This is a genomic window from Vibrio sp. 99-70-13A1, assembly GCF_013114625.1.
Classification (GTDB): Bacteria; Pseudomonadota; Gammaproteobacteria; order Enterobacterales; family Vibrionaceae; genus Vibrio.
Genome location: NZ_VTXD01000004.1, coordinates 26,055 through 42,836 on the forward strand (window position 1 = coordinate 26,055; position 16,782 = coordinate 42,836).

At 40.7% G+C, this 16,782-nt stretch carries 16 protein-coding genes; 4 read left to right on the forward strand and 12 right to left on the reverse strand.

All coding sequences use genetic code 11. The features are described 5' to 3' along the window. Positions 1–4: 4 nt before the first annotated feature. The 7 genes from pseG to pseB are packed head-to-tail and all read right to left on the reverse strand — an operon-like array spanning position 5 to position 6,941. Positions 5–1,504 carry a UDP-2,4-diacetamido-2,4,6-trideoxy-beta-L-altropyranose hydrolase gene (gene pseG / locus F0226_RS04810; RefSeq protein ID WP_171734594.1) on the reverse strand — a complete coding sequence of 500 codons (1,500 nt, stop codon included), beginning with the start codon at positions 1,502–1,504 and terminating at the stop codon, positions 5–7. 10 nt (positions 1,505–1,514) lie between these two features. Continuing rightward, positions 1,515–2,198: a pseudaminic acid cytidylyltransferase gene (pseF, locus tag F0226_RS04815; RefSeq protein ID WP_171734595.1), complete on the reverse strand. Its 684-nt coding sequence runs from the start codon at positions 2,196–2,198 to the stop codon at positions 1,515–1,517. A 2-nt stretch (positions 2,199–2,200) separates the two neighbouring features. Next, entirely contained in the window at positions 2,201–2,956 is a 756-nt protein-coding gene (locus tag F0226_RS04820; protein ID WP_171734596.1) for an imidazole glycerol phosphate synthase cyclase subunit, read from the reverse strand. Positions 2,957–2,958: 2 nt separating this feature from the next. Next, a complete protein-coding gene (gene hisH, locus F0226_RS04825; RefSeq protein ID WP_171734597.1) occupies positions 2,959–3,573 on the reverse strand; it encodes an imidazole glycerol phosphate synthase subunit HisH in 615 nt (204 codons plus the stop codon). Between the two features lie 15 nt (positions 3,574–3,588). Continuing rightward, positions 3,589–4,743, reverse strand: a complete 1,155-nt coding sequence (locus tag F0226_RS04830) for an N-acetyl sugar amidotransferase (RefSeq protein WP_171734598.1) — start codon at positions 4,741–4,743, stop codon at positions 3,589–3,591. Positions 4,744–4,758: 15 nt separating this feature from the next. Next, a complete protein-coding gene (gene pseC, locus F0226_RS04835) occupies positions 4,759–5,931 on the reverse strand; it encodes a UDP-4-amino-4,6-dideoxy-N-acetyl-beta-L-altrosamine transaminase (protein ID WP_171734599.1) in 1,173 nt (390 codons plus the stop codon). Next, the gene (gene pseB, locus F0226_RS04840; protein WP_171734600.1) at positions 5,928–6,941 is read right to left on the reverse strand and encodes a UDP-N-acetylglucosamine 4,6-dehydratase (inverting); all 1,014 of its coding nucleotides are present in this window, start codon (positions 6,939–6,941) and stop codon (positions 5,928–5,930) included. The genes pseC and pseB overlap by 4 nt, the downstream gene beginning before the upstream one ends. Positions 6,942–7,142: 201 nt before the next feature. On the opposite strand from pseB, the gene F0226_RS04845 reads away from it, so the two are divergent. Continuing rightward, positions 7,143–8,135, forward strand: a complete 993-nt coding sequence (locus F0226_RS04845) for a hypothetical protein (RefSeq protein ID WP_171734601.1) — start codon at positions 7,143–7,145, stop codon at positions 8,133–8,135. 50 nt (positions 8,136–8,185) lie between these two features. Here the strand turns inward: F0226_RS04845 and F0226_RS04850 are convergent, their stop codons facing one another. The 3 genes from F0226_RS04850 to F0226_RS04860 are packed head-to-tail and all read right to left on the reverse strand — an operon-like array spanning position 8,186 to position 11,159. Next, a complete protein-coding gene (locus tag F0226_RS04850) occupies positions 8,186–10,021 on the reverse strand; it encodes a DUF3413 domain-containing protein (protein ID WP_171734602.1) in 1,836 nt (611 codons plus the stop codon). 15 nt (positions 10,022–10,036) lie between these two features. Then, complete coding sequence (locus F0226_RS04855; protein ID WP_171734603.1) at positions 10,037–10,771, reverse strand: 3-deoxy-D-manno-octulosonic acid kinase; 735 nt, start codon at positions 10,769–10,771, stop codon at positions 10,037–10,039. A 10-nt stretch (positions 10,772–10,781) separates the two neighbouring features. Next, positions 10,782–11,159, reverse strand: coding sequence for a diacylglycerol kinase (locus F0226_RS04860; RefSeq protein WP_253820765.1), 378 nt, complete (start codon positions 11,157–11,159; stop codon positions 10,782–10,784). Between the two features lie 105 nt (positions 11,160–11,264). Here F0226_RS04860 and F0226_RS04865 point away from each other — a divergent pair, with 105 nt between their 5' ends. After that, entirely contained in the window at positions 11,265–12,323 is a 1,059-nt protein-coding gene (locus tag F0226_RS04865) for a glycosyltransferase family 9 protein (protein WP_171734605.1), read from the forward strand. Further along, positions 12,313–13,101, forward strand: a complete 789-nt coding sequence (locus F0226_RS04870) for a glycosyltransferase family 2 protein (RefSeq protein WP_171734606.1) — start codon at positions 12,313–12,315, stop codon at positions 13,099–13,101. Before F0226_RS04865 ends, F0226_RS04870 begins: the two co-directional genes overlap by 11 nt. On the opposite strand, the gene F0226_RS04875 is transcribed toward F0226_RS04870, so the two are convergent. After that, the gene (locus F0226_RS04875) at positions 13,070–14,104 is read right to left on the reverse strand and encodes a glycosyltransferase family 9 protein (RefSeq protein ID WP_171734607.1); all 1,035 of its coding nucleotides are present in this window, start codon (positions 14,102–14,104) and stop codon (positions 13,070–13,072) included. The two genes, F0226_RS04870 and F0226_RS04875, sit on opposite strands and share 32 nt — an antisense overlap. A gap of 105 nt (positions 14,105–14,209) precedes the next feature. On the opposite strand from F0226_RS04875, the gene coaD reads away from it, so the two are divergent. Then, entirely contained in the window at positions 14,210–14,704 is a 495-nt protein-coding gene (gene coaD / locus F0226_RS04880; RefSeq protein ID WP_171734608.1) for a pantetheine-phosphate adenylyltransferase, read from the forward strand. Positions 14,705–14,778: 74 nt separating this feature from the next. Here coaD and F0226_RS04885 read toward each other — a convergent pair whose 3' ends face one another. Beyond that, complete coding sequence (locus tag F0226_RS04885; RefSeq protein WP_171734609.1) at positions 14,779–16,761, reverse strand: alkaline phosphatase family protein; 1,983 nt, start codon at positions 16,759–16,761, stop codon at positions 14,779–14,781. Between the last annotated feature and the right edge of the window lie 21 nt (positions 16,762–16,782).

The following is a 16,782-nucleotide window of genomic DNA, read 5'->3' on the forward strand; positions in this document are numbered from 1 at the left end:
CTCATTAAATTGGGTTACGAATAAACGTCTCAGGATTTTGCTGTGTATAGTTCGCTTTTTTGAACAGCTTCTGAGAAGCTTTATTACATTCTAATACAGTGGCATGTAATGTCAGTTCTGGATGTATGACATCAGCCATTTTTAATGCAGCAGTTGCGACTCCTAAACCGTAAGCATCAGGGGCAACAAAGATTGATACTAGATAATTTTTAGGTTCAATTTTATCTAATCGTAATACACCTAATTTTTTTCCTGTTGTCTTATCTTCAACAAGATAAAAAAAGTCAGTGGTTGTGGCTAGCTTTCGCTTCATCCAGCTTTGGTGACCTTCCCATGTAGGAATATCAGTATTCAATGCAAATTCACGAGTTTTAGGGTGGCATTGCCAATCATAAACTGTTTTGATGTCCTCATGAGTTGCAAATACAAGCTGTAGATTTGAATGATCACTTGGTTCAATAAGCTGCTGAATTTCTAAGACTAACCTTCGAGTCCCTAAGCCATCACACAGTTTTAGATTCGACATAAACAGCTCATGCCATTGACCCATTGCCTGTTGATAGGTCACTAATAGCTGGGATTCAATATCTTCCAAAGAGACTTTCAAAATAGCTTTATGCTGAAGCAGTTGAGTACAGATCGTTTTTTGATTATCGGCCAATGGTATCAAAATGCTAGGTAGACCAAGACAAGCTCGCTCCCAACTCGTTGTTCCAGGCGCCCCAATCGCTACATCATGTTTAAGCATCAAACCAGCCATGTCGGCTTCAAAATCTTGATGTTGAACATTACTGTGTAAGTCACACCATGACTTAACCTGCTGGTAGTGTGGTGCTCTAGGGCTTAGCAACACCGTAAAATCAGCACAGACTTTACCAACAAGGCTTTTTAATGACTTAAAAGTTGCATTGGGGTTGTCTATTCCCCCCATAGATATGAGAACTTTAGGTCTAGTTTCAGGGAGTACCCGCATGTAAGCGAGCTCTCTCAATGAAGCAAACCTTGGGGCTAATATCGCATACTCACTTCCCACTAAAGCTCGAGCAGAACCTGAGTATTCAACAGGTTTACGTCCAAGAGTTTGATCGACAATTAAATCAGCATCATGCTCTCGAACCAAGTCATCAATAGCGACTAAAAAGCAGCTCATTGATTGCCTGACAAGCTGTTGCCACTTGTTGCTAATAGCATAATGATCCGTTACCACTAAATCAGCACTGCCTACCATTTGGATAAAGTCTAGTGCATCCTCAGAACTTGGTCTTTGCAGCCAAGCCTCATAATCGGCATCATGCTTAGGCTCACTAGGCTCCTTAGGCAGATTTAACTTTATTACCTGAAAGCCACGCTCTTCAATGTATGAGGTCATGTCGCCTGGCTGTGGTAAACATGCAAAATAGATTGAATGACCGAGGTTTTTCAATGCATCTGCAAGTACTAAACAGCGCATGATATGACCACTACCAACCCAAACTGAAGCGTCCGCTCTAAAGATAACTCTCATAAAAACCTAATTATTTTAAAGCTGAGTATAATGCCTCAGCCAGATCCCAATCTTCATTAGTATCAATATCTTGAACTCGACTTCTAGGTAACAGAACAACACTAGAATGATCCGCGAATATTGCTTTTTTCTCTAAAAACGCATTGGTCTTTCCCCAATAGAACTGACCTGCATCATGATAGGCTTCTTCTAGATCTTGAGAGCGGACTTGTTCATTTTCAGGAGAAAACATTGACACCTCTCCTCCTGATGAAATTTTGAGCGCTCTTTGAATCGGAAATGGAAAAGTCGCAGCACTAAAAACAAACTCAAATAAGCCTTTATTTAACTTATCGAAACCTTGTTTAAGATATTCCGGTGTGACAAAAGGAGCGGTCGCGTACAAACAACAAACCGCATCGACAGTCCAGCCATTATCCATACACCAAGTAATGGCGTGATGCATCACATCCATTGTTGTTGCATAATCATCAGATATGTTAGCAGGGCGTAAAAAAGGTACCTCTGCACCATACTGCTCAGCAACCTCAGCGATCTCAGTATCATCTGTAGAAACAATGACCTTATCAAAGCAACCCGAAGAAACGGCAGCTTCAATAGAGTAAGCAATCATAGGCTTACCATGAAAAGGCTTAATGTTTTTACGAGGAATGCGTTTACTGCCACCACGTGCAGGGATAATTGCAATTTTCATTATTAATTCCTAACACTGATCCCTTGCTGAGCAAGATAACTCTTAGCTTCATTGGGAGTTTGTTCTGTAAAATGGAATATTGCAGCGGCAGCTAAGGCATCGACACCAGAATGATCAAAGGCATGGTGCATATCTTGATAGTCTTTGGCTCCTCCTCCCCCTATAACAGGGATACTGACACTGTCTACAGCCAGTTTAAGAAGTTCATTATCATAGCCCGCCATCGTGCCATCAATTTCAATACGAGTTACTAAAAGCTCACCCGCACCATAAGACTCAACCATTTTCGCTGCATCTACAAGCGTGTATGCTGTCTCTTTTTTACCAGAATGAGAAAACACCTTGTATTCACCATCCACTTTTTTTACATCTAGAGAGACAACGATGCACTGATTACCAAATGTTTCGGAAGCCTCTCTGATCAGCTCTGGAGTTTCCAAAGCTGCCGTATTGAGAACAACTTTATCAGCTCCAGCTAGCAATACTTTGCGAATCTGTTCAACTGTTTTAATTCCACCACCAACCGAAAAAGGCATAAAGCATTCATCTGCGACGTCATGGATAAGCTTATAATCAGGCTCTCGACTTTCATTGGTGGCATTGATGTCAAGCAGCACAAGCTCATCTACATTACGCATATTATAGATTTTAACTGTTTGTATTACAGAACCCGTTCTTCTCCAGGCATTAAAGCCCTCTCCTTTCACCAACCCAAAATCTGCATACAGCATGGTTGGAATAATTCGCCGCTTCAACATACTTAAAGTTCCAAAAAGTTCTGCAATAACTTAAGCCCTAGTTTCTGACTTTTTTCTGGGTGGAACTGCATTCCAAAAATATTATCTTTCTGTACTGCACAAGTAAACTGTCCACCATGCTCCGTACTCGCCAAAACATTTGATGCGTCATCAGCTTGATAATGATAACTATGAACAAAATAGAAATCACTTCCGGAAGGGATGCCATCAAACAAAGGAGACGGTGATAATATTTCAACCGAATTCCAACCTACGTGTGGCACTCGGGCTAATGCATTTTGCGGAGTTAACCGGATAACTTCACCCGGAATTAGACCTAAACCTTTGGTTTCACCATGTTCATGACCTAACGTGGATAAAATTTGCATTCCTAAGCAGATGCCTAAAACGGGGATATCATCTTCAACGGCCGACTCAATAATAGCCTCTTCCAACCCACGAGATCTTAGTTCAGCCATCGCTTTCGTATAAGAACCAACACCTGGTAAAATAATTTTATCCGCTTGCAATATATCTTCAGCCGTTGATGCAATGGTAGATTTAAAACCACAAGCAGATATGGCTCGAGTTACTGAGCCAATATTCCCCATACCATAATCAACTATAGAAATAGTCATAGTTATAACCGTAAATTAATTGTCGTAATTCAGTTTAGTCAAGTTACCCTTGGCATCTCTCACTAAGTTACCTTTACGATCAGTTTTGAATAGTTTTTTGTTCGTAAATCGGTCACAAATTTCATCGAATTCTTCTTTAGACATATCAATTTCTTCTAAGACACTATCAAGAGTACGACCTAGATAAACATCTGGGTAGTTACCATCGTTTTCTTTTAAGAAGTTAACAATATCATTCCGCTCTAAGCGACCACGACGAATATGGTTATTAGCTTGGTCGGTTGCGCGTCCAAATCCATATTTGATGTACTTAAAATAATCATGTACTCGGTGATAATAGTTGTCTAGGTTCTCGTAGTTTACAAAGCTACCTTCTGTTGGGGTTGGGTAACTTTCAAAGCCGTAGGCCTGAGCAAGAAGAGTATTATTATAGCCATCCCACGGGAAGTAATACCCTAGGAAAATACCTGTAACACCAACTCGCTTCAATTCACTATCTGACGGGTAAAAATATGGGATAAGATCACGTCGAGTAATATCATCTTGACCAATCAAGTCAGTAATACGCATACCTAGCATGCCACCAAACTCTTCTAACCAACGACGATCTAAAACATTATTTTCAGCAGCGGCGGCTGGACCACCGTATTCATGCTGAGAGTTTTCTCCCCAAATAATTAATGGGATATTCTTCTCTACAGCAACTTGGATAGGAATCGTAAAAATTGTAACGTGCTCTGCCCATTGAATATCACCTACTTCGCGCAATGCTAAACGAGATAACTTACGACGAATTTTAGGGTTAGTGGTCACATTGACATGGTCAACGCCTAATCGTTTTAGATTTTCAAGATTACGGCGACCTATTTCTGATAGCGAATCAGTTTCAGCAGTTACACATAATGGGTTAAGACCCGCTTGTAATACTCGGATTACTTGGTAAGTACTATCTTTACCACCACTAACCGGAATAATACAATCGTAGTTAGAACCATCAATCGACTTATATTTATTGGTTATGCTATCGAATTCTTTTTTACGCTCTTCCCAATCAATCTCAGTTCGCTCTTCAAAGTTGATACAAGCGCTACACTTACCTTGTTCGTTGAACCATAAATCAGGTTTAGTTTCTGGGTACATACAACTAGTACAATATTTAATTTTTTTCATTTTTTAACCTGTTTATTATTTATTCAAAACTTCAGTTACTACACGAACAACTGTATCTTGTTGTTCTTCGGTCATACCGTGGAACATTGGGAGTGATATTGCTTCTTGGTAATAGCGTTCTGATTCCGGGAAGTCGCCATCCGAAAAACCCATAGCTTGGTAGTATGGCTGAGTATGAACTGGGATATAGTGCAAATTAACACCAATACCGTTTTCACGTAATGCATCAAAAACCTGCTTATGTGTTAACGATATTTCATCCAGCTTCAAACGTATTACGAATAAATGTAGGCCTGAATACGTATTTCCTAACTGATACGGAAGCACTAGCGGCAGTTCCGACAACAGTTGGTTATAACGTTTAGACAGTACATGACGTGCAGCAACAAATTCATCAAGTCTTTGCATTTGAGTCACACCCAACGCAGCTTGAAGTTCTGTCATTCGGTAGTTAAAACCTAAATCGACTTGTTGATAGTACCAGCCACCGTGAGAAGCCCCGTCCATTAGTTCAGGATCACGAGTGATGCCATGACTACGCAACAATGCCATCTTATCAGCCAGTTCTTTCTGATTGGTTAACGCCGCGCCACCTTCCGCTGTCGTCACAATCTTCACCGGGTGAAAACTAAAAACGGTGATATCAGAATGTTCACAGTTACCAATTGGCTGATCATGATATTTACCACCAATAGCATGAGAAGCGTCTTCAATCACTTTGAAGCCGTATTCTTTAGCTAATTTAGCAATAGCTGCCATATCACAAGGCTGACCACATAAATGAACAGGCACAACAACTTTTGGCAGTGTTCCATTGGCTTTAGCTGCGATTAGCTTTTGCTCTAATTTTTCAGGGCACATGTTGTATGTCGCCGAATCAATATCAACGAAATCAACTTTAGCACCACAGTAAAGACCACAGTTTGCAGATGCTACAAAAGTGACTGGTGTTGTCCACAACCAGTCACCCTTGCCTAAGCCCAAAGCTAGGCAAGCAATATGCAGAGCGGATGTTGCACTATTTACTGCTAACGCATACTGAGATCCAGTATGTTCTGTTAGCGCTTTTTCAAACGCAGGTACTTGTGGACCTTGCGTTAAAAAATCAGACTTAAGGACATCAACTACACTATCGATGTCTTGCTGAGTGATATCTTGCTTGCCGTATGGAATCACTTTTTTACTCACACTGTAAATTTAGGATCAACATGTTCTTTGATTAGGTCACGTAGACCTTCAATGGTTTCCCACTCAGTATTAGTGCCTGAGTTGTATTTAAAGCCAAAAGGGACTTTCTCTGCTTTATGATGGTCCATATATTCAGTTTCTGTGTAAGTGAAAGATACTGAAGGTAGAATTGCATAGTAACGACCAAGATCAATCGTATTAAGAGAGTCGGTATCCGTGATCATTTCTTCATGAAGTTTTTCACCTGGGCGAATACCAACAACTTTAGTTGGAACACCTGGAGCAACAGCTTCTGCGATGTCTAGAATCTTGTAAGATGGAATTTTAGGGATGAAGATTTCACCACCTAAATGGTGCTCAAGAGCGTACATCACCATGTTCACGCCATCTTGCAGAGAAATATTAAAACGTGTCATTTCTTTATGCGTGATTGGCAGTAAGCCTTCTTCTTTCTTCTGCATAAAGAATGGAATAACTGAACCACGAGAGCCCATTACGTTCCCGTAACGAACAACACTGAAACGAATATCTTTAGAACCTTTAATATTGTTCGCAGCTGCAAACAACTTATCCGAGGCTAACTTAGTTGCGCCATACAAGTTGATTGGAGCACAGGCTTTGTCTGTAGAAAGTGCAACAACATCTTTTACGTTACATGCTAGTGCAGCACTGATTACGTTTTCCGCACCATCAATGTTGGTACGGATACATTCAGTTGGGTTATATTCAGCCGTATCTACTTGCTTAATAGCAGCAGCATGAATGATAACATCCACACCTTCACAAGCTTGAATCATACGATTACGATCACGAACATCACCGATGAAGAAACGTAATTGTGGGTAATCTTTTTGAGGGTAGTTTTGCTTAATTTCAAACTGCTTCAGTTCATCGCGTGAAAATATAATGATTTTTTTTACGTCAGAGTAACGCTCAAGAATTGTTTTAATGAACTGTTTACCAAATGAACCTGTGCCACCAGTAATTAATACAGTTTTGTTATTTAACATACTTTCACCATTGGTATAAAATTGTTTTGCCTGAGCAACAGACAGCATTGGACGAATTCGTCACATAATTTTCTTTAAGTATACATCTACAGTTATCTGTTTGGTAATGCTTTGTTTCTGAGCTTATCCGTATTGAAAACCAACCACTAAACCCGTAGTTTAATGAAACTAACGTTATGGCCTAATTTATAGGAACATCAAATGAATCTGTTTCTCGTCACTTCCCCATTTCAACTCCTATGCGCCATAGAAGCAAAGTCTCAATATAGTGCAGTAAATAATATTTTAGTTTTAAGAGAAGAGAAGTCACTAACCTCAGCGGCTCAAATGAAACTACTGCTTAACAAATCAGAATGGGATCACATACTTTACTTAGGTAGAAAAAGTAAGATTTGGGAGGCTTGGAAGCTCCAGTACAATCTAAAAAAAATCAATCCAAGCCTACAGTTTAACTCTGTTTTTTATGCTGATTATTCTGCATGGCGTACAAACGTGATGCTCAACAACCTAGCAACAGATAAAGAAATCATGTTTGATGACGGTGTGGGTACCATCCGGGAGTTCAAAGACAAGATAAAGCCTGAGCTTGTTGTTTCTAGAAATAAAACTTCACGAGATGTAATGCTAAAGCTTGTTGGTTTAAAGCCGCCTAGAAAGATCTTTCCAAGAGATAATTTTTCATTTTTTACGTTTTTTGAATTAGCGGGGAGTAAACAACCAGTCACAACTAATAATCTTCAGCAATTACAGACTCGACTCAATACGAGCCGTTGTTATTCTCAAGAGGCTCCAATCGCTTTCATTGGCCAAGGGATGGTGGCAGAAAAAGGCATAAACTTAGATTATTATGCGAATATGTTGGAATCATTAGTCAAAGATAATGATGCAGAGCTGATTTACTTTCCACATAGAACTGAAGCCGAGTTTGTGAAAGAACGCTTAATGAAAATTGAGGGACTCACTTACCATCAGTCAACTTTACCTCTTGAATTAGAAGTTGCGGTTGAAGGGATTACTTTATCTAAAATATACGGCATTGCTTCAACTGCGGCTGTTACTTTAGAAAAGCTTTACCCTGAGATTCCTATTGTAGATTTGAAAGTACCAGTAAAGCATTATCTCATCGAAGAGTTTGGGGACAATTTTCATACTGTTGCTAACGAATTAAACTTAAATAGCATCAACCTTGAATAGTTAAGTACAAAATAAGCGAGCATTTTTCGCTCGCTTATTTTGCGTGTGACCTACTTATTAAAACGACTAATTTGCTCTAGTGCTTCTTGCAGATGAACAAAGTTTGGCTGTTGGTCTTTTACTTGGCGGTTAGTTTTATCCATAAACTGATACTGCCCACCAGCGCCAACCTCAAGAATATTATCGTCGGTAATTACCGCGTAGCCACTGTAGCTAGATGAGATAACCCAATCTCTGTCGACAGGTTCACCCAACAAATCCTCACCTACTGAGTAATCTTTTACATCACTCGTCACACCTAAATAGTTTTTCATAAGAGTCGGGATTACGTCTTCATGAGACGTGAGGCTATTAACATCCCAACTGATGCTATCTGGTGAAATGCCAGGTCCAAAAATAGCAAATGGCACCTTAACTTGAGCATCTGTAAAGTTACTGTTGTGCCCCCAGAAGTTAAGCTTATTGTCATTCATTTCTTGACCATGATCTCCCGTAATGACTACTACGGTATTTTCCAAGTCACCACTTTCTTTTAACTTGTTCAAAACCTGCTCAGCCACGGTATCTACGTAACGAACACTAGTTTTGTATCGATTAAAGAATGGGGTTGGATCCGTCTCATTATTCAACTTCAGGTAGTTCACAACTTGCAGCATCGGCTCATATCTAGGCTCGAAACCTTTAGGGAAGTCATAGCCATGTGGAGCATCATAAAACAGGAATGAGAATGCAGGTTTTGACTGATCACGAGCGTCATACCACTCAAGCCAATCTTTTGTTAAGTCTGCATCAAGGGCTGACGGGCGGTTGCCTTTAGACCCATTACGCAGGTTTTCCACATTAGTGAACACGGTTTGATTAAATTCAGGCTTCTTCAACTGAGCAGCAGTAAATATACCAAGGTCGTAATCTAATTCTTGAAGGCGATCAATAAACACAGGGCTTTGTTGGTTCGCTAAGAAACCGTGCCAATAAGTACCAGGAAGACCATAAAACAGCCCAAAAATACCAGTACGCGTTGAGTTACCTGTCGCCATGTGATTATTCAATACAACACCAGATTGAGCGTATTCCCACATCTTAGGTGTATTATCTGCATTGAACGTGTCATAGCGCCACGAATCAACCACTAAGAACATAATATTCAAAGGTTTCTGTACTGCTTCTTTTTGTAGTGGTGCTAGAGGATAGTTCAAATCACTCTTACGATTCATAGTTAATGCTTTTTGGCGAGCAATCGCTTCTTCATCAATCCAACCCTGTTTCTTCATCATGCTGTTTGATGTCGCAGGGTAAAATAATGGCAAGTAGCGCTTCACCATTGTCACAGGCTGGTACGCATGAGCCGCAGCCCAGATATGGATGCCATTGGTAGCCAGTAAAGCTAAGAAGGTTACAAATGCGAACTTACGACCTAACTTTAATTTACGAATTTGAGCATCGTTTTCTAACCAACGGATAAGTAACCATTGCCCAGCAATTAACGCCGCTACTCCACCAAGCACCATTAACCAAGTTACGAGGGGGAAGCTAACAATTTGCCCCGACATAACTAAGTCGAGAACAACGGCATTAATATGAAAGCGATATTGCGCAAAAACGATCGTATCTATAAATAATGTGGCAATCCCTATTGAAGCAATTAAGCACTGAATACTATTTCGAAGGTTTTTAGGCAAGAATATGCTAGGTAAGGAAATTAAACCTACTAATGCGGCAATTAAGGTCATTTGACCAAAAGTACCAACAAGAATAAAAATAATACCTAGAGGTTCTGATGGGAATTCCGGCAAAAATGCAAAGTAGCGACTAGCAATACCGATCGCAAGTAGCGCATTAACTAGAATAAACCAGCCATGTGCATGCAACCTTTGTTTCAAAGACATATTAATTTCCTAAATCTAACTTTCTTTTGATGCAGACTGCGCTGCTAAAAAATCATCGTAACCAGCCAAGAGGTGAGAAAACTCCGACTCTTGCCAGTGAATTTGTCGCTTTCCAACTTCTTTAATAAATGAACGCTTTAATCGAGATAAATTTTTCGCTTTCCATTCATGCCCAGCTTGCTGGCTGCATTTATCAAAATCGATAATCCAAACTTTGCACGCTGAGTCTAATAAAATGTTATGGATATTAAGGTCAGTGTGATTGACTTGAGCTGCATGCATTTGAGCAATTTGCGCCCCGATAGTTCGATATATATCCGAAGACAGACTGCCTTCCTCTAGTATCGCAACAAGATCTTGAGCATTAGCTATTTTTTCACTGAGTAAATCTGCACGGTAAAACACACCCGCTTTAACCGCACGAGCGGCAAGGGGTTTTGGCACATTAACACCAGCTTCATCCAAGCGTTTAAGCAACATAAACTCTTGATGGCTGCGAGTATTTTCCCACCCAGTGAACCAGTAATTATCTTTTACGATTTTGCCAAATAGCCCACCGCGACGGTAATGCCTTAAAGCGGCTGCGATTAATTCAGTTTGTATGAACCAAGTCGTTCCCCGCCCTTGCGCACTGCCAATAATCTTACCTTCCTGATGCCAGTATTCAGCATCAAACACGTGCTCTATTGGCTCTTTGACTAACGCTTCATCAAACCAAATCGCTTGGTCTTTTTTGATTATTTGCTTCATTACTCAGTCATTACCAGTAATAGCTTAGTAAGATATACGCCCACGAAAAGCCAGCAAAGGTGAGAGCCACCAATACCGCAGCTGAGCCTATATCTTTTGCTCGTCCACTTAATTCATGGTGTTCAACCCCTACACGATCAACTACCGCTTCAATCGCCGAATTGATCAATTCAACAATCAATACGAAGACCACAACACCAAGCATAATTATTCGTTCCACTACGGTGACATCAAGCCAGCACAGCAAACCAATCGCAATAACAAGTAAACACAACTCCTGGCGAATAGCGGCTTCATGCTTAAACGCAGCCTTCAAACCTTGAACAGAGTAACCTGTTGCTTTAATAACTCGTTTTATTCCGGTGTTACCTGGTTTTCCTGATGACATAGTCGATAATCTTAAGTTGGGGGCTCTAGAACATAATGAGTGCCATTTTACATTTATCGAGACTGTCTGCATAATCTTAGCGAATTAATTTTAAGAGCTTCAACTATGCCTCTCTTTTCTAAAGCGCCTAAATCTCTCTGCTTTTTGCGCTTATCTGCAATTGGTGATGTCTGCCATGCCGTTTCGGCAATACAAGCCGTACAGCGCCATTGGCCAGAAACTAAAATCACATGGATCATTGGAAAAGTAGAAGCCCAGCTCTTAGATGGCTTAGAAAACGTTGAATTAATCATCTTCGATAAGAAATCTGGCTTTCAGGGAATGAAATCAGTTTGGGCTCAACTTAAAGGTCAAAACTTTGATGCGTTAATCCACATGCAGTTAGCCTTAAGATCTAGCCTTCTAACACTTGGCATTAAAGCTCGATATAAAGTAGGTTTTAATTTTAAACGAGCCAAAGAAGCACAATGGTTATTTACCAATAAAAAAATAACCGACACACAATCTCAGCATGTACTTGATAGTTTTTATGCTTTTATTGAGTATTTAGGCGTACCAAAATCGCCCCCTATGTGGTCAATGCCTATATCTCACAGTGATTACGCTTTTGCCGATAAGGTTATCGACAATAAGCCCACGCTAATCGTCAGCCCAGCGGCAAGCAAAGATGAACGCAACTGGATAACTGAACGCTATGCTCAGTTTTCAGATTATGCCATTGAGCACGGCTACCAAGTGATTATTTGTGGCTCTCCTGCAGAGCGTGAGAAAAAACTCGCGGGCGATATTGAGAAGCAGATGACTCATGACGCAATCAACCTCGTTGGCAAAACTAATTTAAAACAACTAACAGCGATTTTACATCGAGCAGACGTTGTTCTTGCTCCTGACTCTGGTCCTGCACATTTAGCGACTACTCAAGGCACTCCGGTAATAGGTTTGTATGCTCATAGCAACCCAAAACGTACCGGCCCTTATAATAATTTGCAGCATGTTGTGAGCGTATATGAACAACATGTCGAAGCACAACAAGGTAAGCCAGTTTCACAATTGCCATGGAGCACTCGAGTCAAAGGTGAACATGTTATGGCCGATATTTCATTTGATGCCGTAGTCCAATCATTTAATACCATCACACAAGGTAAACAGCTTAATGCAAACTAATTCAAAGCCCACTCTCGCTGTCGCACTCATTGTTAAAAATGAGGCTCAAAACCTTGATGCATGTTTAAAAACCGTGGCTGATTGGGTTGATGAAATTGTAGTTCTTGATTCAGGCAGCACAGATGAAACCGAAGCTGTTGCTCGCCAATATACTGAAAAGTTTCATACCAATATTGATTGGCCTGGGTTTGGACCTCAGAGACGAATAGCACAACAATATGTTGAATCTGATTTTGTACTTTGGCTTGATGCCGATGAACGTATCACGCCTGAATTACAAAGCAGTATCCAAGCTGCCGTTGCTAAGAATGAGCCAAATACCCTCTATAACATTTGTCGATTAAGCTGGGTGTTTGGTCGCTATATCCGCCATTGTGGTTGGTACCCAGATCGCGTTGTTCGCCTTTACCCAACGAAGCTTACTCAATATGACGACTCGCTAGTCCATGAGAAAGTGGAAACCACTTCAGATATGCAAGTAAAGGAACTATCGGGTGATGCCATCCACTATACTTATAACGACTTACACCACTATTTGGTTAAGTCTGCAGGCTACGCTAAAGCATGGGCTGAACAGAGAGAGAAACGCGGTAAAAAAAGCAGTATTTTAGAAGGTATGGTTCATGCCCTGGCGTGCTTTGTGAAGATGTATATCGTTAAAGCGGGCTTTTTAGACGGGAAGCAAGGCTTCTTACTTTCGGTATTATCAGCGCATTCCACACTTGTGAAATACGCTGACCTTTGGATCAGGACAAGTACTGAGAAGCCCAAGGATTAAGAGTCTCTAGAGTCGTATCTACATTGATACGGCTCATATCCGCTTCCTGTTCAGCACCGCCGCCTTTCGGTGGGCAAAACGCTAAATGGCGACCTTCTGAATTAAGAGGCAACCAACGAAGTGGTGTTGAAGAACGCTTGCTCGGGAAGAACCCAACCGTTGGTACATCAAGAGTAGCCGCAATATGTAAAGGACCTGTCGACCCCGCCATAAACAGGTCAGCACAAGCAATTGAACGAGTAAAGTCGACTAGCCCATCGTTTTTTGCATAAACAACTCCAGAGCCACCTTTCTTTTCAACCAGCTCTAACAATTGAACCGCTTTTTCTTCTTCACCCGGTCCTGCAGTCACAACCAACTCATAGTCTGTATTCATACCAACTAGAAGGTCAGAGTATTGATCTAAAGATAAATTATTAGCGGAACCACCAGTGCCTGCATGCACAAAGACCCACGATTTTTCATGAGAAAGGCCGAGATTAGCGATTAACTTTTGCTTTTGCTCAAGCAAGTCTTTCTCATCGAATGCTAAATATGGCGCATCTGGTTCAACAACTGTGCAGCCATGATCTTTCAAAAATGCACGTATCAAATCTAAATTGTATTGAAATTCAGGTTTCGCAGATTGAGAGCGCTTTTGCTTAATTCGGTGGTTATAAAAAATTTGAGCAATCTTCGTCGCGGGAGCAAGGCGATACTTAATTCCTGCTTTCCAAACTAGTAGAGCGTTGTACGTCGTTGAGAACAGGTTAATAGACGCATCAAATTGACTGGCTTTAATGTCAGCAATCAACTGCTTTTGTTTCGATTTATCCGCTTTCGCTGTGCAATCAACAATCACTTCGTCAATCCAAGGACATAGCTTCGCAAGCTGCACGGTGTAATTGGGAACTAAAGCCGTAATATGACAATCAGGCATGGATTGCTTGAGCATGGCAAAGCTTGGCCAAGCAAGCATGAAGTCACCAATCTTATCATTTCGGATCACTAATATTTTTTTCATTTCAGTCTTCGCTGTCTACTTTTATCTCACTATCATACCTACTTAAATAGTTAAATAAGAGTGCTTTTGATAGCATGGTGGAAACTAACTTTTAGAGAAAACACTGTGTCTAATAAAATCATTTCTCGCGTCGTCTACCCTGGCACTTTTGATCCATTAACTAACGGGCATTTAGATTTAATTGAACGTGCTTCAAAAATGTTTGATGAAGTGATTATTGCTGTTGCTGCTAGCCCAAGCAAACAAACCATGTTTACCCTTGAAGAACGTGTGAACTTTTGCAAAGAAGTAACTCAGCATTTAGACAATGTGTCAGCGCAAGGCTTTAGTGGGCTAATGGTTGATTTCGCCAAACAGGTTAATGCAAATATACTGATTCGTGGGCTGCGAACCACTGTTGATTTCGAATATGAGTTTGGTTTAACCAATATGTATAAACGCTTAATGCCCTCTCTCGAAAGCGTATTTTTAACCCCAGCTGAAGAGTACGCATTTATTTCTTCAACGATTGTTAGAGAAGTGGCTATACACGGCGGCGACGTCACCCCGTTTGTTCCGGAAATTATTGCTGACGCACTGCATTGTAAAAAAAGCGTTTAACGACTTTTCATGAGAGTTTCATTTCCCTCTGAAACTCTCATAACCAATACAGTTTAAATAACCAACATCAATAATTACTGCTTAATAAGTTGCGAGCGAAGGTAATAGTTTTGCAGCTTTCTATACTCATTTCCCCATTCCGAATCCGAATTTAATTCAGCTTGCGGATTAGAAAGCAGCTCACTGTTTTCATCCCATGAATACAAGTGTTCAGGTTCTGCATTACTGTACGCTCCCGATTGGTTTAGCGTCCGAGCATTGTTATACCCAATATTGCTCACACCTTCCGTAGACAGTAAGTTTTCCCCACCTAAAGAAATATAGCTCTGGTCAGATAAACTAAAGCTGTAGAGTGTTGGGAAAATATCTCGATGAGAGCCAATCCTTGTAGGATCAAATGAATAGTCCGTGTTCTTTAAAATGCTGCCTGGTACATACATATAAAAAGGAACGCCAAAGGTTAAGCCAAACTCATCTTTACGGTCTGTTGTTAAATAACGCATACGGTGATCACCTGAAGCAGCAATAACCGTTTTATCACCTAACATTGAGTCTTTTATCTCTTTTACAAAAGAACCCAAAGAATCACTCGAATATTGGTACGCCTTGAGTAAATCTTCGCCTTGGTCTTGCATCGGACCCAATAAAGTATTCAGCCTTTCGCTCACTTGTACTGGTTGAGCTTGGTAATAATCTGGTGCTCGGAATGGAGAGTGGTTAGTCACCGTCATGATATAAATCATCAGCGGTTTAGAGGACTCATCCAGTAATTTACGAGCAAACTTGAACGTGAACTCATCAGGTACCCCCCAAGTATCGGCATCTTCTTCAGCTTCAGGAAACGCTTTTTTAATGCTGTTTTCATCATAAACCTTATCAAACCCTTGGCGAGGCAAGTAGTTCGATAAATTCCTCCACATACTGTTCCCGCCATAAATAAATACGACGTCATACCCAGCTTCCTTATAAGGAAGAACAGCCGAACTTGGCAATAGTGTTTTTTGAGCACTTGAGTGACTAATGGTTGGAATATCGCTGTGAAATAGCATCATCACAATGCTATCTATCGTAGCTGAAGTACCAGCTAGAAAACGTTTAAACACAAAGTCATGTTCAAACCCTTCTCTTAAAGAACCTAAAAGGTCATTCGTCTCTTTATCATCTTCAATCAGAATGTTATTGCCCATGCCTTCCATTAAAGCCATCACGACATGAGGTGGATTTTCAGCTAGGTAATCATTCTTCGGCGTTTGGTAAACGGGTGTTGGTTGACCGAGTACTTTCACCATTTGAGCTTCAACCGCTTCAGCAGAGATAGGTTCAAACTTAGATTGCTTTTTATAATCGCTTTTCGCCCAGTCCAAAGCCATAAAGGCATTCGGTGTGACTATATTTAAAGCTTTATATTGAGACACGTTAGCGTGGTAGCGCTTTAAAGGAAGCGATCCGACAGAGCCACGAGCGGCAACAACATATACAGCTATCGCAACAATGACAGACACAGTAGTGATAGCCCAATGACGAGAATTGAACTGCCACTTAGAAGTGACCTTTAAAAGATATCGAGAAGAATAATAAGCACCTATACCAATACAAAGAGCGGTAAAGAATGAGCGTAAGATTGGAAAATCTGCCCAGGCATTGCTCAGTACCGCTTGAGTGTCATCATCCACCAATCCAAAAACAAACACATCGAAATAGCTGCCATACGTTACGTAATAGTAATAGTTCGCTATCGATACACCAGCTAGTAAGAAAAATATCACTCCGCTATAAGCAGGAATAATACGAACAAACCTAATAAATATCTTGGCAAAAGAAGCCGTAAAAAGTCCAAACAAAAAGATGGGTGCAAAAGCTATCGCAACAATTTTCAGGTCAAAACGCGCCCCAACAAAATAAGCACGCCACACATCAGCACTTAGCCCTGATAACTGAGAAAAGTCGACCACTTGGATAAAGAATAGAGCGCGAGCGATAAATAATAAAAGAACACCACTAAGGATATGTATCAGGGTGGCGCGGCTCAAAGAGCGATAGTTATTCGAGAAAATCATGTACTTGCACTTAATAGTTAT